Here is a 23,164-nt window from a genome sequence, read left to right as displayed (position 1 = left end):
GCTGACGGCCGTCATCCGTACAGGAAAATGGCCGTCACCACAAAAGGGAGGCCGATCAGAAAAAAGCGTCCCGCCCATTTCAGCCGCTGCTTGCGATCCTCCGCCGTTTCCGTCGCGTGGTTGGCGCGGATCCGGTCGCCGCTCAGCAGCGCTCCCGAACAGACCGCACCGAACAGCCACGCCGCTCCGCCGACGACGGCAAAGGCGTTCCAATAGCCGAAATACAGTCCGGCCGCCAAACAGGCCAGCCAAAGCCCGGCACATACGACCGCGTACTTCACGAGACCACCCTCCCCCTTTTTGCGTACCATTCCCTTTCTTTCGCTCGTCGGGTCTGCTGCGACGATGCAGCAGCACATGCCGCTCATGCTGCGTCAGACGGCATCTTGTCCCCCGCTGACGGTGCCATGCCCCACGGGACAGTGCCATTGATCAAGCCTGTGCCCGGTACACCCGCCTGCCCGCCACATAGGTGGCCTCCACGCCGTACGACGGGTTCAGCACCGTAATGTCCGCGTCGTACCCCGCCTCCAGGCGCCCTTTTTGTCCGCCCAGGCCTACAATCTCCGCCGGCGTCTGCGACGCCATGGCGACCGCTTCTGGCAGCGGCACGCAGCACAGGGTCACCATGTTCTGCACCGCCCGGTTAAGCGTCAAAATGCTGCCGGCCAGCGTGCCGTTCGCCAGTTTGGCCTGCGTACCGCGCACGTGCACTTCCTGGCCGCCCAGGTCGTACACGCCGTCGCCGAGCGCCGCCGCCCGCATCGAATCGCTGATCAGGGCCAGGCGGCCGGCCGATTTCAGCCGATACAAAATGCGCATCACGGCCGGGTGCACATGCTCCCCGTCGGCGATCAGCTCCGTGCTCAACTGTTCGTGCACCATCGCCGCTCCGACCACCCCCGGCTCGCGGTGGTGCAGCCCCGTCATGGCGTTGAAGCAGTGGGTAAAGTGCTGCACGCCGCACTCCACCGCATGCTGCGCCTGGGCAAACGTGGCCCCGGTATGCCCGGCGGAGACGATGACCCCCTGCTCCTTCAGCCAGCGGATCGCCTCCAGCGCTTCCGGCTGCTCCGGCGCGATCGTCACCACTTTCAGCAGTCCTCCCGCCAGCTCGTACAGCCGGCGCACCTCCGCCAGTTTGGGCGCGACGATGTGGGCCTCGTTTTGCGCCCCTTTGTAGCGCGGATTAATCCACGGCCCTTCCAGGTGAATGCCCGCGACGGCCGCTCCTTCCGTTCCGGCGCGGCTGACCTCGGCGATGTTGCGGATCGCCTTTTCCAGCTCCGCGTAGGAGGCCGTCATGGTGGTCGCCAAAAACGAAGTGACGCCGAATCGGGCCAGCGCCCGGGAGATCGTCTGCAGCGACTCCGGCGTGCCGTCCATTGTGTCGCAGCCGGCGATGCCGTGCATGTGTATGTCGACAAACCCCGGACAAATCCAGCCGTCCTTCACCATCTCCACCCGTTCCGGCAGCGGTCCGGCGTACCCGGCTGCCGCTCCCGCGTAGGCGATTGTGCCGCCGTCCACGACGACCAGGCCGTCCGCCACGCACGTCCCGCCTGTGACCACCGTTCCCCGCAGGGCAAATGCTTGATTCATCCTCGATCCCTCCATCTGCTGCCTTTCCTGTGACAAGTCTCGTGCTGCCGCCCGGTCGGACGATGGCCGTGAGGATCTGCCGGCTGTCTCGGACGGACTGCCGCGCGGCTACGGCGAAAGCCGCTTCTCCAGCTCAATCTCGTCGCGCAGCGGAATGCCGTCGCTGCCAACGGCCGGGATTTGCGGCTTGATCCGGCGCGCCTGCTCCACGGCGTTGCGGTGGAGGGCAACCAGCTCGTACCCCCGCCGTTCCACCGCCAGCATCAGGGCGGTGCCGACGCCGATGCCTTCCCGCACGCTGTCCAGCGAAACCACCTGCAGTTGGCCGTCGGCGACAGAGTAGGTCACCAGCCCGACAGGCTCCTCGCCGCAGAAGGCGACAAATCCGGGCAGCTCGTCACAGCTAAACACCTGCAGACCGTGGCCGTACACCATGTGCGGGCTGCCCCAGTGTTCGCGGAGAAAGCCGCCCAGCCACAGCCGGTCCGACTCGACCAGGGCTCTGACACGAATCTCGTTCATGCTCGTTCCTCCTCTATTGTACCGCAATCACCCCGCCAGCCGAACACATATTGCGCCGACAGGGAAACGGGCAAGGTTCCCAACGGGGTCCCGTCAGCACGCGGGCGAACGGCATCGAAATCCTCTATTCTTCATCCACGGCCGACAGCTTGACAACCAAGGCCCACTTTGCCTGTTTCAGCCGCTCGGGGGAGAAATCCATCACGTACATGACGTTTTCATCCGTCGCCTGCATGCCCCAGACGGCCGCTTCTTCCTGTTCGGAGACCTGTACGCTTTTGTGGAGCTGAATGAGCCCACTGCCCATATGTTTTTGGTCGGCGGCCAGTTCCGTCCGGTAGCTGGAGTGCCCCTTGTCGTCGACAAAAGCGGCCGTGACCACGTACTGCGAGCTGCCCGCCCGGTTCCCGTCCGGCTCCGCTACGGAGATGAGAAACTGGCCGTCGTAATACCTGCTGCGGTTGGACGCGCGGGTCAATTCGCCAAACGTTTTCCCTGTCTTCGTGTTGACGCCGTTTTCCCACACCTCGAACACGGCCCGGATCGCCTCTTTCTTCCCTTCGTAGGACACCTTGACCGCCCCCGACATGACTCCCAGGAACGGTTTGAATTTTTTGTCTTCTCCGGCGAACAAATCGACGGGTTCGATGCGCAGCATGCCCGGCTGCGTCCGCACGGAAGTGGAGCATGCCAGGAGCATGAGCGACGACAACACAAACAGGACGATGCGCAGCGGAATGCCCACGGTTCGCCATCCCTCCCTTCGCCCGAATGCGAATGATCCCGTCCGACCGTATGCTGCTCGCCGCCGCGCGGGGGGGACGCCCGGGAGACTCCGACAGCAGCGCCCCCGGCCGTGATGCCATTCTACGACCGGCCGGCAAAACGGGCCATCGCCTGTTCCGTTTCCTCAACCAGCCTGCGCATCAGCGCGGCCGCGTCCATCTGGCGGGAGAGGCCGACCCCCTGGCCCGCCCACATCGACAGGTAGTCGCGCTCACGCTGTTTCGCCGCCGCCTGCCGGATGTCGCGGGTCAAGGCGTTTTGCACCGGATAGGGCGGCACTTCGTCCCTGTACGGGGCCATCTCCCGCATGAATCGGTTGCAGACGCCCCGCGCCGGCTTGCCGGAAAAAGCGGTTGTCAGCGCCGTCTGGTCGTCGCCTGCCTCCAGGATCGCCTGCTTGTGCAGCGGATGGGCGCCGCTCTCCGTGCAGACCAGAAACGCCGTTCCCACCTGGACGGCCTCCGCTCCCAGCGCCAGCGCGGCGGCGATCCCCCGCCCGTCCATAATGCCGCCGGCGGCGATGACCGGGACGCTCAGCCTGTCCGCCAACTGCGGCACCAGGGCCATCAAGCCGACCAGGTTGTCGGGGGAATCGGGCAAAAACGAGCCGCGATGCCCGCCCGCTTCGCTGCCCTGGGCGACCACCATGTCCACACCGCTCGCCTCCAGGGCCACGCCTTCGCGTACCGTGGTGGCGGTGCCAATCACCGTGACGCCCCGCCGTTTCAGCTCTGTCATCCAGCGCTCCTCCAGGATGCCGAACGTGAAGCTGAACACAGGCACTTCCTCCTCCAGCACCGCCGCCATCTGCTCTTCAAACGGTTCGGCAAACCGGCCGACGTCCGGGTCTTCGGGGATGCCCAGCCGCCGCCGCGCTTCGTTCATCAGCCGCCGGACGTTTTCGCCCGGACGCGTGTCACCGGTGATCTCCTCCGGGATGAACAGGTTGACCGCAAACGGTTTGTCGGTCAATTGACGGATGGCGCGAACCGCGCTGCGGATCTGCTCGCCGCTCATGTACCCCGCCCCGAGCGAGCCCAGCCCGCCCGCATTCGAAACGGCGGCGACCAGCTCGGGTGTCGTCGCCCCGCCCGCCATCGGGGCCTGGAGTATCGGCCACTGCACGTGCAGTCGTTTGGTTGCCTCGTTTGTTGGCCACATGATGATACGCTCCTTTCCCAATCAGATTCAGCGTTTTTCGGATTGACCTTCGCCTTCCGGGCCCACGAGTTCCAGAAAATGTTCCAGAATCCGCGCGGTCAGTCCCCAGATCACGCGTCCCTCCACCCGGTAAAACAAGTGGTGGACGGTGCCGGTCCGCCACGGATACCGTTTGCCGCCCGGTATCAGATGATAGGGGTAATCCTCTCCCGGCTCCACCTTCATCTTCACCGGGTACACCTCGGGCCGGGTGGCGGCAAGCGTTTGCAGCGGCACGCAAAACACCTCTTCCACTTCTGCCGGATTGGGCGACATGCCCGCAAGCGAGTCGATCTGCCCGACGAACGGGTAGATGCAGGCAAACGGCGTCACCACCGTATCCAGCGTCCCGAGCCGGCGGATGCGTTCGGCGGAGAGCCCCAGTTCTTCGCTCGTCTCGCGCCGGGCCGTCTCCCACGGAGAGACGTCTCCCTCTTCGGCCCGCCCTCCCGGAAAACAGATTTCGCCAGCCTGCCGCCGCATGGTGCGCGCCCGCTTTTCAAACAGCACGGCCAACGTTCCGTCCTCCCGCTCCACCAGCGGCACCAGCACGCTGAAGCGGCCCAGGCGCTTCTCTCCCATGATGCCGGGCTGGCGCTGCCGCAGCGCGTCGGCAATTCCGGCAACGGACAGAAAATGGTTATGGATCGGTTCTTTGCTGTTCACTCGCCGCCCTCCTTTTCATGATGGCGCTTGGGAGAGATTCGCTCCCCCACTGTACCGCCAGCCGGGAACAAACGGACGCCCAGGCGTTCTCTCACTCGGCTCCGCCTGTTCCGCCGCATCGTTTCGGTCATGTCGTTCCTGATGGTCAACTCCCTATGTAGCGGGACACCTCCAGCAGATTGTGGTCGGGATCGCGGAAATAGACGGACAGGATGTTCCCTGTCGCGCCTGTCCGCTCCACCGGCCCTTCCACAATCGCAACTCCGCAGTCGTGGAGATGTCGGATCACTTCCTCCAGCGGGACGGACGCGATCAAGCAGAGGTCGGCCGAGCCGGGAACGGGGTGATGCGCCTTTGGTTCAAACTCCTGGCCCGCCTGGTGCAGGTTGATTTTTTGACGGCCGAACTGCAGCGCCTTTCTGCCCCCGCCAAAGGTGACGACTTTCATCCCCAGCACCCGTTCGTAAAAACGGCAGGTCTCCTCCACATCCCGGACGGTCAACACCAGATGATCCAGCCTGTCGATCATCATGCCTTCCTCCTCCCTACAGAGACACTCCCTTTCGGTGCAGCATGGGCATCGCTTACCAAAAAGACGCAGTCCCTTTTCATCAGGGTACCACGTCTTTTGACAGGCTGAAACTGGAATTTGATTTTCACTGGGGCCATTTTTATGTTACCGCAAGCTGTCCAGGGCATAGTCCCGCTCCACTTTGCAGATGCGGGTGACGTAGCGTTCGTACCAGACGGTTTTTCCTTTCTCTTGGGCGGCCCGATGCTCCTCATGACGCTTCCACTCGCGGATCGCCTCCAGAGTCGACCAGTAGGAGACGGTCACGCCGAAGCCGGACCCGTCACGCACGCTCTCGACGCCGAGAAAGCCCGGCTGCCCGGAAGCAAGCCGCACCATGCGCTCGGCCATTTCGCCGTAGCCGTTTTCTCCCTCCGTTCGCTGCGACGTGAAAATGACGGCGTAATAGGGCGGTTCCGGTGTCTGGGCAAATCGGTCCATCATGGGGGTGTCCTCCTGTCCGATCAACAGCCCGATCCTCCGCACAGCCAAGAAACCTGTCATTCGCGGCCCCAAAGACCTCGTCCGTCCTCATCGGACTCCGATCACATCAAAGCGTTTCGCGGTTATGTACACGCGTTTATCCAGCAAACCGATCGGTATTGCGCTTGCCTCTGAAGGAGCCAGCAGCAATCTCCCGATATCCGTTTGAAACCATATCCAGTCGTTTGGATCACGATCGGCGGAAGAGCCAACGTGCCATACCTCCTTATTGATCGGATACGTTCCCACCCTTCCCGAAAATGCTACCACTCCATCACCGGAATCCCGTTCTCCGGCGCGACCGGCTTCACGGGGCAGCCGCCGGAACGGACCAGCGTGTAATACTCGTAGCAGCCGATCACCCCGTAGTCTCCCTCCATGACGCCGGGATAGGCGCGGTTGACGGAGTAGACCTGGCTTTGGTGGGCCCGGAGCGCCTCCCCTTTGCGGTCGCGGTAGCGGGTGATGTCCACCTTGCCGGTGATCGGCACGGCGGGAGCCGGTCCTTTGTCCGGGCAATGGTCGTAGTAGTGCGGGATGGAGACGAAGTACAGATCGGGCCAATCGTCCGGCGGCAGCACCTGCTCCGCCTGCTCCACCGCCATGCCAGTCGCGCGGCAGACGGCGATGTGGTCGGGATGGCCCGTCACCCCGTCGGGGGGAAACGTGACCACCACGTGTGGCCTCCACTCCACGATGGCGGACGCCAGACGTCCGGCCAGTTCGCGGGGATCCACTTCGGCCAGCCCGCCGTCGGGATAGCGGTACAGCTCCAGCCGCGTAATGCCGAGGATGTGCGCCGCTTTGGCCAGCTCCTGTTCGCGGTGGCGGGCCAGTGATTCCCGGCTGTCGAGCGCAAACGGGCCGGAACGCCCCCTGCAGCCGGACGTGACGCAGATGAGGCAGGTCTCCTGTCCGGCCTCGCTGCATTTGGCCAGCGTCCCGCCGCAGGCAAACGATTCGTCGTCGGGATGGGGAAAGACAAACATCAGTCGTTTCATCAATTACACCTCCTCGCTCTCGCCGGCCCGTTTCTCCAGATAGGCCAACCCTTTGGCAATCACGCCGAAGATCGGATCGTTCTGCGCCTTGTCGATGGTCACCTGCGGCGTGTAGCGGCGGGCGTGCTCGATGACGATCCGGCGGACGCGCTCGTCGTTTTGCAGCACGCCTCCCTGCAGGATCATCTTGAACGGCTGCTCTTTCATCCGCAGCCGCTCGATGACGGCGCGGGCGGCGAGAAACAGCTCTTCGCCGGCGGCCTCCAGGATCGACGCGGCCACCCGATCCTGCGAGTCGGCCGCCTGGCTGACGAACGGCGACAGTTCGCCCACTTTTTCCACGGAATAGTCCGGACCGTACGTCCAGTTGAACAGTTGGTCCACCCGGTCGAGCCCCAGGTGCGGCAGCAGCAGGCTCTCCAGCAGCGTCGGCTCGCCGCGGCCGTCCGCCGCTTTCAGCACGGCCATGATCGCCTGTTTGCCGATCCAGTACCCGCTGCCCTCGTCCCCGACGCGGTGGCCCCATCCGCCCGCCCGCGCCGTCTCGCCCTCCCGGTTCACCCCGAAGGCGATCGAGCCGGTCCCGGCGATCACGAGAATGCCCGGCTCCCCGTTGGTCGCTCCCAGCAGGGCGGCAAAGCCGTCGTTCTCCACGATCAGGTGGCGAACGCGAATCCGCAGCATCTCCAGGACGTCGCGGACCATGCCCGTGATCACCTGCCGGTCGTGCTCCGTATCCAATCCGGCCAGGCCGAACACGGCGCACTCGACCTCCCACGCCGCGCCGCTTCCGCTGTCGTCGGTAGCGGCTGCCGGCAGTCGCCCCGCCGCCTCCGCCAACGCCTGGCTGATCGCGGCCGCCAGTTCCCGCGCGGCCGCTTCCCTGCCAATCCCCTGGTAGTTGCAGGAACCCGCCCGGCCCGCGCCGAGCGTCCGCTTTGACCGGTCGGTCAGGACGGCGAGGCATTTCGTGCCGCCGCCGTCCACGGCCAGCAGGGGGATGTGTACCGCCGTCATTTCCGTTCACTCCATTCGGCCATGACCTGATCCAAATGGCGCATCGCCTGGTCGCACGCCTCCCGGGCCTGCTTCAGCCAGGCCATTTCCGCCTGCAGCGACTGCCTCCGTTCGCCGATCATCCGCTTCATCTCCTCCGCGTTGGGCCCGCCGGGCAGCTTGCGAACGGCGACGAAATGAACCGGATCGAGCGCCTGACGAAGCTGCTCGGCCGTGATCGCCAGCCCCCGCCCGATGACCTCCCGGGCCGCCCGATTGACCAGATCGAGGCTGATCTCGTCCGCCCGCATCCCTTGGGCCGCCGCCTCCTTCACCACGCGGCTGACGATGTGGTGCGCCGTGCGGAAGGACAGCCGGTCGATGCGCACCAGCGTGTCGGCCAGTTCCGTCACCGTGGCGAAGCTGCCTTTGGCCCGCGCCAGCAGCCCCTCCTTGTTTACCTCCATCGTGCCGACCACGCAGGCCATCAGGCGGTACATCTGCTCCAGCACGGCCAGGCTGCGCCAGGCGTACGGCTGCATGTCGTCCTCCGTGTCGACGATGTCGCCGAACGGCGTGTTGTGCATCATCGTCAAGACGACGGCGGCGCTGCCCGCGCTGGACGAGAGCAGGGAGCGCATGTGCTCGAACGAGACGGGATTGCGCTTCTGCGGCATGATCGAGCTGATCTGTACGTACGGATCGGCCACCTTCAGCACGTCAAACTCCTGCGTGCACCACTGCAGCATGTCCTGCACCGTCCGCCCCAGGTTGATCGCCGCCACCTGCACGGCGGCCGCCGTTTCACCCAGGTAGTCCGCCCCGCCGATCGCGTCGTAGGAATTCTCCACCAATTCGTCAAAGGCGAGAAGCTGCCGCATCCGCTCACGGCTGATGGGAAAGCCCGAGGTGGTCAGCGCCGCCGCTCCCATCGGACTGCGGTTGCAGGTGCGGTAGGCGCTGATCAGGCGGCGGATGTCCCGCGACAGCGAGTCGGCTGCGGCCGTGACGTAGTGGGCCATCGTCGTCGGCTGCGCCTGCTGGGTGTGGGTGTAGCCGATCATCACCGTCTCTGTGTGTTCTTCCGCAAACAGGAGCAAATGCTCTTTCAGAGAGAGCGCCGAAGCCAGCGTGACCAGCAGCTTTTCGCGCAGCACCATGCGGTAGATGGTGACGCCCATGTCGTTGCGGCTGCGGGCCAGGTGCAGATTGCCGGCCACGTCCCCGGCCAGCTCCAGGAGACGGCTCTCTACCTGAAAGAACAAATCTTCAAACTGTCCGGTATAGGATGAGCGGCGCAGCTCGTCCAAGTCGATGGCGGCGAGGGCGCGGGCAATCGCCTTCGCCTCGTCCTCCGCGATCAGCTCCTGCTCGCGCAGCATGATCAGATGCGCCTTGTTGATCGCCATCATCGGCGTCAGCAGATGGGTTTTCGCTTCCGCAAAAGCCGGTTCCAGCACGGCCTCCGCGTACGTCTTTCCGGGGAACCGGGCTCCCTCCCGTTGAAAAATCCGCTCTCTGTAGTCCATTGTCGTATCTCCTTCCCTGCCGTTTCCTTGCTACTGCTTTTTCCGCGGTCCTCCAGCCTGCCGGGGAGCCGGGAAAAGCGGGGAAGACGGCCGGCTGCGGCCGTCTCTCCCGTCCCGTTTTCCTGCCTTATGGCTTCAAGCTGACCATGTTGACGAACATACGAATGGCTCCCGGCACCAGGGCGGGGATTTCACGGTACCAGACGAGCGAGCTGTAGGTGTACGTCCCTTTGCCGTATTTCGCGGTGAGGAACGTGCCGGTAAACTCCTTCTCGCCCGGATCGCCGTTTGCGATCAGCTCCACGTACTCCTTGCCCCACTGCGACGGGTTGTAGGCGGAACGGTCCTGAATCCAGCCGTTCCAGTCTTCCTCCGTGATCTTGTTGGGCGTGGTGAAAATGGGATGCTCCGGCGCAAGCATGGTAACCTTTGACTGTTCATCGGTGACGCGCCATTCAATCAGCGGCGTGCCGATCGTGATCGGGTACGGCGCCAGCTCCGGCTTCCACTTGTCCTCCGGCTTGTGGTACTGCACCACCAGGTTGCCGCCGTTTTCCACGTACTTCAACAGGCGGGCGTTGCTCGAAATCAGTTCGGGACGGAACCCGTACGCACGGATGCCCAGCACGATCGCATCGTACTGGCCGAGGTCGCCAGACTCGATGTCCTGGGCACTGAGGCGGGTGACGTCAACGCCGACCTGCTGCAGGTACTGGTCGATATTGTCAAAGCCGCTGGAGACGTACCCCACTTTCAATCCCTCCGGCACTTTCAGGTCAAACGCCTGAATCGCCAGCTCCGCCGGTTGGACGAAATAGGTGGTGCCGATGTGCGGATAGTGGATCACCTGGGCGCCGTGGCGGCTTTCCCTTGCCCCCGCGCGAGCCACGGCCGTCACCGTGTACGTGCCCCGTTTAACTGCGGCGGACGGCTGTACCGTAAATGCGGCCGACTTGGTCTCCCCCTTGGCGGCAAACGACAGCGAACTCGCCTTCGGTTCCACCGACCAGCCGTCCGGGACGTCCAGCGAGATGTCCGCTTCCGCCGCACCCGGATTGTAGTTCTTTACCGTCACCTTCACCGGAATCGGCTCCTGCGGCTTCAGCGTGTTGAGCACGGCTGCACCCGGGCTGAGCGACAGCGAGAACGGCGGCAGGACGGCGACGGCGTCGGTCGGGACGGCGCGGCTGACCGCGGTGGAGCCGAACGCCTTGTACGACACGTCCGCGGTGACGGACGGCGGCAGATACGGCTGGAACAGCGGCGCGTCTTTCGGCACCTCCACCTCGTACGCGGCCGTGACGGTCTGGTTGTACCCCACCTGGTCGAAGCTGGTCGCCCCCAGCGGTTTTGCCCGCCATCCGTCCGGCACGTTCAGCTTCAGCCTGACGTTTTTCAGCGGTACCTGTCCGCCGTTGTACGCCGTCACCTTCACGGTGGTGGTCTGACCGGCGACCAGTTCGCCTGTCTCCGGCCTTACTTTGGCCACCAGCGACAGCGCTTCCGCACTCGCCGTGTACAACTGCCTTTCCTTTACCTCCAGACGGTGCGTCAGGTCCGCCCTGGTCTCCTCGTCCAGTCTGGCTCCCTTCACGGCGGTCAGCGCCCTCTGCACGTCCGTCAGCATGTCGTGCACTTCCCTGGCCACGTCGGCAAAGCGCGGGTAGGCGGCGATCACTTCGTCCGCGTCCTTTTGCAGGGTCCTAAGCTCCCTGGCCAGCGTTTCCCCGTCCGGCTTGCCGGCCACTTCCCTGGCCAGGTCGTCATAAGTGTAGGCGATGCCCTCAAAAAAGTCCGTCTCCCTGGCTTTGGCCGGAACCGTCGACTGCTCCAGCTTGTAGTAGTTGAAGCTGGGCCCTTCGTCGTAGTGGCGCCCCATCCCCTGGCTCTTGTGCATGAAGCGGGATTCCTCTCCCAGCTGCAGGTAAGACGCGCCGTACACCTCGTCGTACTCGCCGACCGGCACGCGAACCGTGTAGTCCTTTTCATCCGCCGGGACGTACAGCTTTTTTGCCTGCCAGGGGCGCAGCCCGTGTTGCAGGTGCTCCGGAAACACGGACGGATCGGCGGCGTCCTTGAACGCTTTTACCGTGATTACGTTGATGGCGCGGTGATGTCCGTGCGTGGAGGGTTCGTTCAAAAACGCGGGGATGACCACGTCCGGCCGCAGTTCGCGAATCTTGCGGATCAGCCGTTCGTAGACGACCTGTTCTCCCCATTTGGCCAGTGTCTCGTCCGGGCTCTTGGAAAAGCCAAAGTCGTAGATGGGATCGTTGATCGCTTCGCTGAGGATGCCCAGCGTGACGTTGGTGACCTTGGACGCTTCCTGCAGTTCGCGCGTGCGGATGATGCCCAGCGCGTTGCCCAGCTCGCTGCCGATTTCGTTTTGGCCCCCTTCGCCGCGGTTGGCGATGATGCTGAACGTGTCCACGCCTTTGCCGAGCGACAGGTACGCGAGCATCGCGCTGTGCTCGTCATCCGGGTGAGCCCCCGTGTTCATGGCGCTGGCGATGGTAGTCAGCGGCTTGATCGCTTTCCACAAGTCGACCACGCCCCGGTCGGCATGGGCGGTCCGGGGCGCCAGCGGCCATACCAGAGTGCCGGCCAGGGCCACGGCTGATGCGACGGAAAACAGCTTGGCAAATGTCCCCTTTCTCAATGAACGCTCCTCCTTTTCCTTATTGGGATTGATGTATGCATCAATCATGGCCTCCCGGGAAGCCGGATCCTGCTGTCGCCATGGATTGACCCGCGGAAGCTGAAACGGACATGCACGGACGCTGCCGTCTTTCGGGACGGGAAAGCGCACGGCGCCTGCCTACACCGCCGTGCCCGCCTTGTCGCCGGCCAGTTTTCTGGAGATGAACAGGACGACGATGATGACCGCGATTTGCAGCACGCCGTATGCGCACGCGGTGCCGAATTCAAACGTGTACATGCGCTGGAAAATGGCGACCGACAGCGGCATTGTCCGCGGCGTGAAGATCAGGATCGAGGCGACGAACTCGCCGATGCACTGGACGAACGCCAACAGCGTGCCGGCCAAAATCCCGCCGAACGCCATCGGAAAGACGACGCGGCGGAAGCTGTACCACCACGACGCCCCCAGGTTGCGCGCCGCTTCCTCCACCGACGGGTCCATCTGCATCAGCGTGGCCGACGTGGAGCGGAACACCAGCGGCAGATGGCGGACGAAATAGGCGAGCGGGATGATCCAGAAGGTGCCGATCAGCACCTGGCCAAAGCTGAAGACGGTCGGCTCGCTGAACGCGGCGATCAGGTTGACGGCGACGACGGTGCCGGGCAGGGCCCACGGCAGCATGATCAGCACGTCGAGGAGCGTTTTGCCGCGAAAGCGCAGCCGCACCATCGCGTACGCCGCCGCCACCCCGAACAGGACGATGCCGACGGTGGCGATCGCGCTCAGTTCCAGGCTGTTGGCAATCGGCCGCCAGGTCTTGCTGTCCGTAAACAGGTCGATGTAGTGGTCCAGCGTATACTGCGGCGGAAGAATCTGCACCGTCCAGGTGCCGTCCACCGAGAACGAGATCAGCACCAGCACGAGGATCGGCAGCATCAGGATGACGATGCCGATGAAGGCCAGCACCATGCAGACGTAGCGGCCCGCTTTGCTTTTCACCTCGGTCCGGTGCACGCTGATCCCCTTGCTCAGGTTCTGGTAGCTGCGCGCTCCCTGGTACCAGCGCATCAGCAGCAAAAAGGCGATGGAGACGACGGACAGGACCGTCGACTGGGCGGCCGCCATGTCCAGGTCGCCGTTGGTCCGGGACAGGTAGATCTGCATCGTCATCGTCCGGTCGATGCCGAAGATCAGCGGCGCCGTGTAGGACGCCATGGAGATCATGAACACCAGGAGCGACGACGCCACCATGGCCGGCGTCAGCATCGGCAGGATCACCCGCCGCCAGACGATAAAGCGGTTGGCGCCCAGGCTTGCCGCCGCCTCTTCCAGCGACGGGTCCAGTCCCTTGATCGCCGCCGAAGCCGTCATGAAAAAATAAGTGTACATGGTAAAGGTGTGGACCACGACGACGCCCGGTATTCCTTTCAGCGCAAACGGCACCTGCTCCAGACCGAACAGTTCCTTGAACAATCGAGGGAATATGCCGCTTTCCCCGTACAGAAACGTAAACGACAGCACGCCGATGAGCGGCGGCAGCGCCATCGGCACCAGGGCGAGCACGGAGAGGATTTTCCGCCCCGGAAACTCGTAGCGTTCCAGCAAAAAGGCCATCGTCACGCCGACGATGCCGCAGCTGATGACGCTCAACACGGATATGTAGACGCTGGTCCAGAGCGCTTCCAGGTTGGCCGTGTGCTCCAGGCTGAAGAAGCGGGCGTAGTTTTTCCACGTAAACTGCCCGTCCACGCTGACGCTGGCGACGAACGTTTCAAACAGCGGATAGATGACGTAGGCCAGCAGGATCAAGAACAGCGGCGAAACCAGCACGTAGACAAAGGACGGTGAAGCGGTGAAGGACATCCGTTTGGACGGTGCCGCGGCTGGCTGCAGTTCTGCTTTCACTAGCTCCTCCTCCTTATCCCGCAAAGTAGATGCTCGCTTTCGGAATGTGCAGGGCAATGGTCTCTCCGCGCTGTTTCAACGGCCGTCCCTGGCTGATGGACATGCTGCGGAGCTGATGGGGGCCGACGCTGGTCACGTAGTTGACGCACGCGCCCGTAAACTCGGCAAGCACGACAGTGCCCGCCACCACGTTCTCACCGTCCGCTCCCGCGCTTTCCTGCACCGTTTCCGGCCGAATCGACAGGGACACTTTTTCGCCCGGCACGAGCCGTACCTGCGGCGACGCGTTGTGCGTATATCCGGTAAGCACGAGGTCAGGAGCCACCCGCACCCGCACTTCGCTGCCGTCGATGCCCGCCACGATCCCCTCCCACAGGTTGGTTTCGCCGATGAACGACGCGACGAAACGGTTCACCGGACGGTGGTAGATCTCGTGCGGCGTGCCCACCTGCTGCACTTCGCCGCCCTGCATCACCATCACCCGATCCGACATGGACATCGCCTCCGCCTGGTCGTGCGTGACGTAAATGGTGGTAATGCCCAGTTCCATCTGCAATCGTTTGATTTCGTACCGGGTTTCTTCGCGCAGCTTGGCGTCCAGGTTGGACAGCGGTTCATCCAGGAGCAGAATCTGCGGCTCGATGACGAGCGCGCGGGCCAGCGCCACCCGTTGCTGCTGCCCGCCGGAGAGCTGGTCGATCCGGCGTTCGCCGTATCCTTCCAGGCGGACGAGCTTCATCATCCGCTCCACCCGTTCCTTCACTTCCGCTTTCGGAATGTTGCGAACCTGCAGTCCGAAGGCGATGTTCTCAAATACGGTCATGTGCGGAAACAGGGCGTAGTTTTGGAACACCATGCCCGTGTTGCGCTTGTGGGGCGGCAGCGACGTGACGTCCCGGCTGCCGAAGCAGATCCGCCCCCTGGTGGGATAGTAAAAGCCGGCGATCATCCGCAGGGTGGTCGTCTTGCCGCAGCCGCTGGGCCCCAAAAACGTGAAGAATTCCCCTGATTCGATGTGAATGTGAACGTCTTCGACCCCTTTTGCGTTGCCAAACCGTTTGCTGACGTGATCAAGTGTTACGCTGCTCATCAGGTGTCCTCCCTCTCGAGATTGGCAGGGTGCCGCCCGGCGCACGCGACAGCCGGAGCCGGGCGGGAACCGAACACGGCCAGACGGAAAGGAGTCCCCTTCCCGCCTGGTCCGGCTGCCCTCAACCACTTACTTTTTGCTTTTTCCCTTGATGTTTTCGTCCCAGTACTGCATCCATTCCTTTTCTTTCGCCGCCATCACGTTCCAGTCGAGCTCCAGCGGTTTCAGCTCCAGGTTTTTCATGAAGTCGGGCAGTTCGTCCTTGCTGATGTCGGTGCGGGACGGGAACTGGTAGCGCTCTTTCGCCAACTGCGCGGCAATTTCCGGGCTGAACAGGAACTCGTAGAACTTTTTGGCTACGTCCATGTTCTTGGCCCCTTTGATGATCCCGACGCCGTCGACGAGGATCGGCGCGCCGCTCTTCGGGTAGACGAAGTCGTACGGATGGTTGTTCTGCTTGCTTTGAATCAGGACGTCCTGCAGGTTCCACAGGGAAATGACGCCCTCCTGGCGGTCCAGCTTCAGGTAGAGCTGGGTCGGGTCTTGGGTGTACTCCTTGGTGTTGGCGTCCAGTTTTTTCAGCCATTCATACCCTTTTTCCGGGGTGTCCGGCCCCTGGCGGTAGATCATCGCCGCGTAGATGGTCCGCATCGTGCCGGACGGCAGAACGTTACGGATCACGATTTTATCCTTGTACTTGGGATCGAGCAGGTCGTCCCAGTCCTGTGGCGCTTCTTCCTTCTTCAGCGCCTGCGAATTGAACATGATCACCTCGGGCAGCAGCATTTCGCCGTACCAGCGATCCTGCGGGTCCTTGTACAGATCGGGGATCTTGTCCGCGAACGTCGGTTTGTACGGCTCCAGGAGTCCCTCCTCCGCCGCCGTGCTCAGCGCGGACTGCGTGCCGCCCCACCAGAAATCCGCCTGCGGATTGGCCTTTTCGGCGCGCACGCGCTCCAGGATTTGCTGCGCACCCATCTCCATCGGTTCCACTTCAATATTCGGATATTTTTCTTTAAACTTGGGCAGGACGATTTCAAAAATGTTTTTGTCCCGCGCGGTGTAGACGACCAGTTTTTGCTTTTCGCCGGATGATGCCGGCTGCGCCTGTTCACCGGACTGGCTGCCGGTGCCGCTGTCCGCCTGTCCTCCGCCGGAACAGGCGGCGACGGTCAGGGCCAGCGAGCCGGCAAACACGCCGCGAAGCCATTTTTTCCATGTGCTGTTGGACGTTTTCACAACCAAATCCCCCTTTTTTTCACCCTATTTGTCCAGCAATTTCGTAGACGGAAACGCTTCCAAGACACTGTGAACGGCCCCGATCAGCCCCGCCTCTTCGCCGAGACTCGCTTTTTCCAGACGGGGCACGACGGGCACCCATTCCGTCAGCCAATCGTGAATCTGCTTCACCCCTTTTTCGTCGATATGGACCATCTCTCCGCTCAGGATCAAAAGCTCCGGGTTCAACACGCTGACGATGTTGGCCATCGCGTACGCCCAGTGGCGGTACACGTCGTCCAGCAGCCGCGCGGCCTCCCGGTTGTCCTGCCGGGCATGACCGATCAGCGCCTCTATGATACTCGACCCTTCCTGAAGGTCGGAGAGAAAGGCCTTCGCCTGCTCTTCGATACCGGGGACGGAGTAATGCGTCTCAAACACGCCGTACGCTCCGTCGCGCCGGCTGTGTACGGGGCCGATCAGCATGTAGCCGATCTCGCCGGCCGCGTCCCGGCTTCCCCGGTAAAACTGGCCGTCCAGGATGATGCCGGAGCCGATCCCCGTGCCGACGTAGATGTAGACAACGTTGGAACAGCCGACACCGACACCGCGGACGCACTCGCCCAGGGTCATCATGTTGACGTCGTTGTCGATGATGACCGGCACACCCAGCCGCTCCTCGATGGTCTGCCTGATCGGCGATCCCATCCAGCCCGTGCTGGGAGCGAAGCTGACCGTGCCGCTGCCCCGCTGGGTGACTCCGGGCAGGCCGACGCCGATGCCCAGCAGCCTGTCGCGCGGCAAACCGCTCTCGGCCAGCAGACGGTCCAGTCCCGCCGCCAGGTCCTCGATCACCCGCTCCCCGTCGGCCGGCTGGGCCAGCCGCTTGCGGTACCGGGCCAAAAACTCGCCTTTCAGGTCGGCCACCGCCATCTCCAGCGCGGAGCCTTCAAACACCGCTCCGGCAATGGCGTACGCCTGGTAGTTGTACTCCAGCAGGATCGGCTTTCGTCCGCCGCGCGAGTCGCCCATCCCCACCTCTTGGAGCAGCCCCTCCTGAATCATCTCCTCCACCAGGGCGGAGACGCAGGGGCGGCTGAGCTGCGTCTGTTTGGCGATGTCGGCGCGGGAGATCTGACCGTGCTGAATCACCTGCTGCAAGATCTCTTCCTTGTTCCACTTTTTCACCAGCTTGCTGCTGCCCGTTTTTCTGGAAGAACGCACGCCTTTTCACTCACCACCAAACAGTTAGTTAACCTTACTAACAAAGTTATCCAAATTATACCGCTCAATCGCAGAATAGTCAAACTATTTTGATGCATATGACTTGCGGCAAAAAAAGATAAACAGGATATTCTTTCCTGCCAACTGCCGGTGTGTACCATCATCCTTTTGGAACCGCGTCCCCCTCATTTTTTCTTGCCGAACTCCGCACCCGCTCAGCGTTCTTCGCTCCGCCGCTGAATACACATGAAGTACGTCTCGGACGTTTTCCCTTCTTGTATCACACCTATCCCATCGGCGAAGGAAGTGAATCATCGTGAAGCGAACCGGGAAATCCGGCATCTCCATCATCACCTGCACCAAGCGCCCCGGCATGATGCGCAACCTGTTTCACAATTATCTGCGGCAGCGCGGGGTCAACAAGGAATTGATCGTGGTGCTGAACAACGATGTGATGAGCGAAGCGCTCTACAAAAAATACGCCCGTTCGTTTCCCAACGTGTCCGTCTACAAACTGCCCGGACGGATGTCACTCGGCGCCTGCCTGAACTTTGCCGCAAACAGGGCCCGCTTTCCCTACCTCGCCAAATTTGACGACGACGACTACTACTCCCCCCGCTACGCGGCTGACACGCTGCGCGCGTTTGCCCGATCGAAGGCGGCAGTCGTCGGAAAACGATCTTTTTTTATGTACTTTCAGGGATTGCGGCTGCTGATTCTGCGCTTTCCGGGGAACGAACACCGGCGGACGCGGCTGCTCGCGGGCGGGACCCTCGCGTTTCGACGGAGCGTGTGGAACCGGGTCCGTTTTGCCAACCGCTCTCTGGGAGAGGATGTCACGTTCCTGCGGAGCTGCCGCCGACGGGGCTTTCGCATCTACTCCGGCAGCCGTTTTCACTACTGTGCGATTCGCCGGAAAAACGTCCGCAGCCACACCTGGAAAGCGGGCTACCGTTACCTGCTCTCCCAGCCGCACAAGCGGATTGCCCGCACGGCCAACTTTCGCAAGTTCGTCGGCGGATAAGGGCTGCCTTGACGTATATCCGAGGCCAGGGGCTCCGGGCTCATTGCCGCTGATTGCCGCGCAGGAATCCATCCCTGACACCGTCTTCGCCCGCGCCGGCCCCGACCGTTTTGCTGGAACCGGTGGCGAAGCAAAAAAAGAGAAGCCTCCTAGCGAGGAGGCTTCTCTCTCATGGCGAACGGGCGCGCAGCGTTCAAAAGGGCCCGTATCCGATCAACTGCGCAACGACGACGGCGACCACGGCAATGGCGTATTGGGCGACAATCAGGGGAAGGATCCACTTCATCCAGCGCGACCAGGGAATGCCGGCCAAGGCCAGTCCGGCCATAAAGTACCCGGAGGTGGGAATGAAGATGTTGGATATCCCGTCGCCAAACTGGAACGCCAGCACGGCCGTCTGCCTGGTGACGCCGACGAGGTCCGCCAGCGGCGTCATGATCGGCATGGTCAGCGCCGCTTCACCGCTGCCGGAGGGGACGATGAAGCTCATCACCGTCTGCAGCACGAGCATGCCCACGGCGGTGAAAGCGGGCGGAATCGCCTGGATCGCGGCGGAGGCGTAGTACAGGATCGTGTCGAGGACGTGCCCCTCGTTGAGCACGACGACGACCGCGCGCGCCACGCCAATCACCAGCGCTCCGGCGATCAGCCCGGCCGCCCCCTTCATGAAGGAGTCGACGATCGTGTTGGCGGAGAGCCTGCCGATCAGTCCGATGACAATGCCCAAGAGCAGGAACAGGCCGGCAATCTCCGTGATGTACCAGCCGTATCGGATCACGCCGAACGCCAGCACGAGGAAATTGATCAGAAAGCAGATCAAAATCCACTTGTGCCGCGTGGTCAGCACGACGTCCGAACGCAGCAGCTCGTCCGCGTTTGTTCCCTCGAAGCCGCCGAAGAAGCCGAGCGAACGGTCTCGTTTTACCTTCATCGCATAGCGGTAGACAAACCCGACGGAGACCAGGTACATGACGGCAAACACCCCGATGCGGAAGCCCGCGCCGGAAAACGTGGGCAGCTCGGCAATGCCCTGGGCCACTCCGACCGTAAAGGGATTCATGATCGCCGACGTGAAGCCGACCGAAGCGCCCACCAGCACGATCGCCGCTCCCGTGATCACGTCAAAGCCCAAGGCGACCGCCAGCGGAATCATGACCGCGATGTAGGGAATCGTCTCCTCCGCCATCCCCATCAGCGATCCTCCCATGGCAAAGAAAAACATCATGATCGGGATCAGCCACTTCTCCTGGTTTTTCAGCTTGCGGGAAAGGGTGACGATCAGCGCTTCGATCGCTCCCGTGGTCGTCAAGATGCCTAACGTCCCTCCAATGATGAGGACAAAAAAGATAATGCCGGCCGCTTCCTCCATCCCGGTATGAATGCTGTTGACAAGTCCCAACGGCTTCACCGGCGAGGAGTCGACAAACTGAAAGGACTGCGGATCGACGACGCTTCTGCCGTTTACCTCCACTCGCGAATATTCACCCGCCGGCAGCACGTAGGTCAGCGCGACGGCGATCGCCAGCACGGCAAACAGCAAGACGAATACGTTGATTTCCTTCCCTTTGGAAACAGCGGGAGTGGAAACCGGTTGTGGTTGACTCATAAGCATCCCCCCTTTGTTTTCCTAGTTTTCATCGTAGCATCATTATATTTATGCAATCAACTGTATTTTTATAAAATTTTACCGGTAACCGCCTCCGCTCAGCCGCGGGACCGCAAAAACTCCGACACCTTGGCCAGTCCGGCGCGCAGCACTTCGGTATCGCAGGCGTACCCGATCCGCACATGCCCTTCCAGATCAAAACAGCTCCCGGGAGTCAGGAAGACGCCTGTCGCCTGAAACAGGTCGAGGCAGAAGGTCTCGGAGGGAACGGGCAGGTCGTATTGGAGCAATGCCGTGGTCCCCGCCTGCGGCTTCACGTACGAGACAAGCGGCTCGCGCTGCACCCACTCATCCAGGATGTGCAGGTTGCGCCGGACGATTTTCCCGTTCCGCTCCATGATCTTGTCGCAGTTTTTCAGCGCGTGGACGGCCAGCGCATCGTCCAGCAGGCCGCAGCTTATCGTGGTGTAATCCCGATGCTTGAGGCACTCCCGAATCACTTCCAGCGGAGCGGCGATCCAGCCCAGGCGCAGCCCGGCCAGCGAAAACGCCTTGGACATGCTGCCCGTGCTGATGCCTTTCTCGTACAGGTCGACGATGGACGGAACCTGGGCGTCCGGGTCCTGGTACAGGCCGCGATACACTTCGTCGCACAGGACGAAGGCGTTCACGGAGCGGGCGATGCCCACGATGTCCGCAAGCTCCGCTTCGCCCATCAGCGCTCCGGACGGGTTGTTCGGGTTGTTGATGACGATCAGTTTGGTCTGGCTGCTGACGAGGGAACGGAGCTCGTCCGGGTCGGGACGAAACCCGTTTTCCGGCCGCAGCCGCAGCAGTTTCACCTCCGCGCCGAATGATTCCGGCACCGAGTAGAGCTGCTGGTAGGTGGGATGGACCACGATCACAATGAAAAAATAAAAATGCGCACGGATGACAATGGCACAACCGCAGGGGCGCAAACAAAACGGCTGCCCGGGAGGGGGGTGATCCTTCCCCCTCCCGGGCAGCCTGAATACGCACGGACCGTGCCTGCACCCGCACGGTTACACGTTGAACCTGCCCACCATCTCCTGCAGGTCTTCTGCCATCTTCGCCAGCGCCGCGGCCGACGCGTTGATCTCTTCCATGGAAGCCAACTGCTGCTGAGCTGCGGCCGAAACGTTCTGCGTGCCCAATGCCGCTTCCTCCGCCACTTCCCGGATCGTGTACGTCGTCTCCACCACGCGCTTCGTGCCTTCGGTCAACTGCTGCACCGCGCCGGACACCTCCCGGATCCGGCCGGCCAGCTCTTCCACTGCCGAGCGAATCTCTTCGAAGGAAGCGCCTGCCGCATGCACCACGTCAATTCCTTCCGCCACCTCATGGGTAACGGTGTGCATGGAGCGAACCGCGTCGTTCGTCTCCTGGCGGATCATCGCGATCAGTTCGGCAATCTTTTGCGTGGATTGCGTCGTCTGCTCCGCCAGCTTCCGCACTTCGTCCGCCACCACGGCAAATCCCCGCCCGTGCTCACCGGCCCGCGCTGCTTCGATGGCGGCGTTGAGCGCCAGCAGGTTGGTTTGATCGGCAATCTCGGAGATGACGTCGACGATGCTGCCGATCTCCTGCGAGCGCTTGCCCAGTCCGTCCACGGTATGCGCCAATTCCTTGACGGTGGCGTTCATTTCCGTCATCTGGTTGATCGCCGTTTGCACGGTCTGGCTGCCGGAAGCCGCTTTGCCCGCTGCTTCGGAAGCCAGCCCGGCCACCTGCTGCGTGCTGCCGTTGATCTGTTCCGCGGCGCTTGCCATCATGTTGACCACCTGGTACGCCTCTTCCACGCTGGCTACCTGCTTGTCCGCCCCGACGGCCACTTCCTGAATCGCGGAAGAGATTTGTTCGCTCGCCTTGCTGCTCTGGTCCGCGCTCGCCATCAGCTCCTCCGCCGACGCCGCCACCTGGACGGCTCCCTGGTTCACCTCGGCCAGGACAGACTGCAGCGACAGGCGCATGCCCTCGAAGCTCTCCGCCAACCGGCCGATCTCGTCCCTGGCGTTTACCTTGACCGGTTCGGACAGGTCGCCCTCGCTGATTTTGGCGGCGGCAGCCATCAACACGCCGAGCGGACGCGTGATCGAGCGGACGATCCACAGCACAATCGCGGCGCCGCCTATCACAGAGCCGGCCACAATCGTCAGAATGGCGGGCAGCACGCGTGCGGCATCCGCATCCGCTTCGCTGACGTAATAGGTGCCCGCCAGCTTCCAGCCGGTCAGCCCGTTGGTGACATATGCCATTTTCTTGCTCAGTCCGTCCTGGTTGACGTACTCAAACGTGCCCGCTTCTGTCGTATAGAGGTGGTCTATGTAATCCGCCTTCTCCGCTTCCGTCCCCGGTTTCTGCTCGGGATGGACGATGAACTTCCGGTGTTGGTCCATCAGTACGACGTAACCTGATTTGCCGATTTTGACCCGGCTGGTGATCTTGGCCAGTTCCTCCAGGTTGAGGTCGAGCCCGACCACCCCGTGCCCGTCCTTGGTAGTCCGGGCAATGGTGATGACGACGCGGCCCGTGGACGCGGCGACGTACGGGTCGGTGATGACCGTTTTTCCCTTGTTCTCCATGGCCAGTTGGTACCAAGGTCTGGTACGCGGGTCATACCCGGCCTTGTTGACCGGCACCGTACTGACGAACGCGCCCGTCTCCGTTCCGATGAACAGATTTTCCCACTCCTTGTGGAGGGTGTAGGTTTCCTGCAAATACGCATGCGCTCCAGGGTCGTTTTTCTTGAGCCCCTGTCCCGCCAGATGGGAAGCGATCCGCTCCGCCTCCTTCACCTGCAGGCCCAGGTAGGAATCAATCGTTCCGTCCAGGGTCTTCACCTGCTCGTCAGCCCGCTGCAGCAGTTGGTTCTCAATTTCCTTCTTGGCGCTGTAGAAAGAGACCCAACCGATCAGCAGACTCGGCAATAGCAGAATCACGGCAAAGGTCAGCAGCAGTTTTCCTTTCATCTGCAGCGAAAGGATTCGTTTTCGCGCGGTACGCCCATTCATGTCGATTCCTCCTGTTGTTGATCGAGCTGAAAGAAAAATAAAAAAAACAGGCCATTCCGAAAAAAATG

General features: G+C 62.5%; 20 protein-coding genes. 1 reads left to right on the top strand and 19 read right to left on the bottom strand.

The window, feature by feature from the left end:
* Positions 1 to 11: 11 nt before the first annotated feature.
* The 16 genes from A6764_RS05570 to A6764_RS05495 all read right to left on the bottom strand — a co-directional run bounded on the left by A6764_RS05570 (position 12) and on the right by A6764_RS05495 (position 17,434).
* Positions 12 to 281, bottom strand: a complete 270-nt coding sequence (locus tag A6764_RS05570) for a DUF5316 domain-containing protein (RefSeq protein WP_029098519.1) — start codon at positions 279 to 281, stop codon at positions 12 to 14.
* Between the two features lie 151 nt (positions 282 to 432).
* Positions 433 to 1,602 (bottom strand): N-acetylglucosamine-6-phosphate deacetylase, encoded by a 1,170-nt coding sequence (nagA, locus tag A6764_RS05565; protein ID WP_029098518.1) that lies wholly within the window; start codon positions 1,600 to 1,602, stop codon positions 433 to 435.
* A gap of 108 nt (positions 1,603 to 1,710) precedes the next feature.
* Positions 1,711 to 2,124, bottom strand: a complete 414-nt coding sequence (locus tag A6764_RS05560) for an acetyltransferase (protein WP_065067120.1) — start codon at positions 2,122 to 2,124, stop codon at positions 1,711 to 1,713.
* A 124-nt stretch (positions 2,125 to 2,248) separates the two neighbouring features.
* On the bottom strand, positions 2,249 to 2,869 hold the full coding sequence (locus tag A6764_RS05555; RefSeq protein ID WP_029098516.1) for a hypothetical protein: 621 nt from the start codon (positions 2,867 to 2,869) through the stop codon (positions 2,249 to 2,251).
* Positions 2,870 to 2,991: 122 nt separating this feature from the next.
* Positions 2,992 to 4,071, bottom strand: a complete 1,080-nt coding sequence (locus A6764_RS05550) for an NAD(P)H-dependent flavin oxidoreductase (RefSeq protein WP_264622441.1) — start codon at positions 4,069 to 4,071, stop codon at positions 2,992 to 2,994.
* Positions 4,072 to 4,098: 27 nt separating this feature from the next.
* Positions 4,099 to 4,776, bottom strand: coding sequence for an NUDIX hydrolase (locus A6764_RS05545; protein WP_255309676.1), 678 nt, complete (start codon positions 4,774 to 4,776; stop codon positions 4,099 to 4,101).
* 145 nt (positions 4,777 to 4,921) lie between these two features.
* Entirely contained in the window at positions 4,922 to 5,308 is a 387-nt protein-coding gene (locus A6764_RS05540) for a VOC family protein (protein WP_253264281.1), read from the bottom strand.
* Between the two features lie 144 nt (positions 5,309 to 5,452).
* Positions 5,453 to 5,788, bottom strand: coding sequence for an antibiotic biosynthesis monooxygenase family protein (locus tag A6764_RS05535; RefSeq protein ID WP_065067126.1), 336 nt, complete (start codon positions 5,786 to 5,788; stop codon positions 5,453 to 5,455).
* Between the two features lie 305 nt (positions 5,789 to 6,093).
* Positions 6,094 to 6,831, bottom strand: coding sequence for a PIG-L deacetylase family protein (locus A6764_RS05530; RefSeq protein WP_065067123.1), 738 nt, complete (start codon positions 6,829 to 6,831; stop codon positions 6,094 to 6,096).
* A gap of 3 nt (positions 6,832 to 6,834) precedes the next feature.
* The gene (locus A6764_RS05525; protein WP_264622440.1) at positions 6,835 to 7,848 is read right to left on the bottom strand and encodes an N-acetylglucosamine kinase; all 1,014 of its coding nucleotides are present in this window, start codon (positions 7,846 to 7,848) and stop codon (positions 6,835 to 6,837) included.
* Positions 7,845 to 9,356, bottom strand: coding sequence for an argininosuccinate lyase (argH, locus tag A6764_RS05520; RefSeq protein WP_065067127.1), 1,512 nt, complete (start codon positions 9,354 to 9,356; stop codon positions 7,845 to 7,847). Before argH ends, A6764_RS05525 begins: the two co-directional genes overlap by 4 nt.
* Positions 9,357 to 9,483: 127 nt before the next feature.
* A complete protein-coding gene (locus A6764_RS05515) occupies positions 9,484 to 12,015 on the bottom strand; it encodes an NEW3 domain-containing protein (RefSeq protein WP_065067131.1) in 2,532 nt (843 codons plus the stop codon).
* A gap of 159 nt (positions 12,016 to 12,174) precedes the next feature.
* Positions 12,175 to 13,902: an ABC transporter permease gene (locus A6764_RS05510; protein WP_065067128.1), complete on the bottom strand. Its 1,728-nt coding sequence runs from the start codon at positions 13,900 to 13,902 to the stop codon at positions 12,175 to 12,177.
* A 13-nt stretch (positions 13,903 to 13,915) separates the two neighbouring features.
* Positions 13,916 to 14,992: an ABC transporter ATP-binding protein gene (locus tag A6764_RS05505; RefSeq protein WP_065067129.1), complete on the bottom strand. Its 1,077-nt coding sequence runs from the start codon at positions 14,990 to 14,992 to the stop codon at positions 13,916 to 13,918.
* Between the two features lie 129 nt (positions 14,993 to 15,121).
* The gene (locus A6764_RS05500) at positions 15,122 to 16,231 is read right to left on the bottom strand and encodes an extracellular solute-binding protein (protein ID WP_264622439.1); all 1,110 of its coding nucleotides are present in this window, start codon (positions 16,229 to 16,231) and stop codon (positions 15,122 to 15,124) included.
* 24 nt (positions 16,232 to 16,255) lie between these two features.
* Positions 16,256 to 17,434, bottom strand: a complete 1,179-nt coding sequence (locus A6764_RS05495) for an ROK family transcriptional regulator (protein ID WP_035299665.1) — start codon at positions 17,432 to 17,434, stop codon at positions 16,256 to 16,258.
* Positions 17,435 to 17,750: 316 nt separating this feature from the next.
* Between A6764_RS05495 and A6764_RS05490 the strand changes: the two genes are divergently transcribed.
* Positions 17,751 to 18,458, top strand: coding sequence for a glycosyltransferase family 2 protein (locus tag A6764_RS05490; protein WP_083989805.1), 708 nt, complete (start codon positions 17,751 to 17,753; stop codon positions 18,456 to 18,458).
* A 193-nt stretch (positions 18,459 to 18,651) separates the two neighbouring features.
* Here the strand turns inward: A6764_RS05490 and A6764_RS05485 are convergent, their stop codons facing one another.
* The 3 genes from A6764_RS05485 to A6764_RS05475 form a co-directional block, all read right to left on the bottom strand.
* A complete protein-coding gene (locus tag A6764_RS05485; RefSeq protein WP_141669662.1) occupies positions 18,652 to 20,064 on the bottom strand; it encodes a YfcC family protein in 1,413 nt (470 codons plus the stop codon).
* A gap of 98 nt (positions 20,065 to 20,162) precedes the next feature.
* Positions 20,163 to 20,963: an aminotransferase class I/II-fold pyridoxal phosphate-dependent enzyme gene (locus A6764_RS05480; RefSeq protein ID WP_264622503.1), complete on the bottom strand. Its 801-nt coding sequence runs from the start codon at positions 20,961 to 20,963 to the stop codon at positions 20,163 to 20,165.
* A 144-nt stretch (positions 20,964 to 21,107) separates the two neighbouring features.
* Positions 21,108 to 23,096 (bottom strand): methyl-accepting chemotaxis protein, encoded by a 1,989-nt coding sequence (locus tag A6764_RS05475; RefSeq protein ID WP_029098502.1) that lies wholly within the window; start codon positions 23,094 to 23,096, stop codon positions 21,108 to 21,110.
* Positions 23,097 to 23,164 lie beyond the last annotated feature (68 nt).

It is taken from the genome of Brevibacillus sp. WF146, from assembly GCF_001673705.2.
Taxonomy (GTDB): Bacteria; Bacillota; Bacilli; order Brevibacillales; family Brevibacillaceae; genus Brevibacillus; species Brevibacillus thermoruber.
This window is presented reverse-complemented; position numbering and strand designations above follow the sequence as displayed.

Bases quoted from the DNA above. Each gene is read 5' to 3' on its own strand.
- A6764_RS05540 (WP_253264281.1), bottom strand. From the start codon at position 5,308: ATGATGATCGACAGGCTGGATCATCTGGTGTTGACCGTCCGGGATGTG.
- A6764_RS05560 (WP_065067120.1), bottom strand. From the start codon at position 2,124: ATGAACGAGATTCGTGTCAGAGCCCTGGTCGAGTCGGACCGGCTGTGG.
- A6764_RS05485 (WP_141669662.1), bottom strand. From the start codon at position 20,064: ATGAGTCAACCACAACCGGTTTCCACTCCCGCTGTTTCCAAAGGGAAG.
- argH (WP_065067127.1), bottom strand. From the start codon at position 9,356: ATGGACTACAGAGAGCGGATTTTTCAACGGGAGGGAGCCCGGTTCCCC.
- A6764_RS05475 (WP_029098502.1), bottom strand. From the start codon at position 23,096: ATGAATGGGCGTACCGCGCGAAAACGAATCCTTTCGCTGCAGATGAAA.
- A6764_RS05525 (WP_264622440.1), bottom strand. From the start codon at position 7,848: ATGACGGCGGTACACATCCCCCTGCTGGCCGTGGACGGCGGCGGCACG.
- A6764_RS05530 (WP_065067123.1), bottom strand. From the start codon at position 6,831: ATGAAACGACTGATGTTTGTCTTTCCCCATCCCGACGACGAATCGTTT.
- A6764_RS05550 (WP_264622441.1), bottom strand. From the start codon at position 4,071: ATGTGGCCAACAAACGAGGCAACCAAACGACTGCACGTGCAGTGGCCG.
- A6764_RS05505 (WP_065067129.1), bottom strand. From the start codon at position 14,992: ATGAGCAGCGTAACACTTGATCACGTCAGCAAACGGTTTGGCAACGCA.
- nagA (WP_029098518.1), bottom strand. From the start codon at position 1,602: ATGAATCAAGCATTTGCCCTGCGGGGAACGGTGGTCACAGGCGGGACG.
- A6764_RS05535 (WP_065067126.1), bottom strand. From the start codon at position 5,788: ATGGACCGATTTGCCCAGACACCGGAACCGCCCTATTACGCCGTCATT.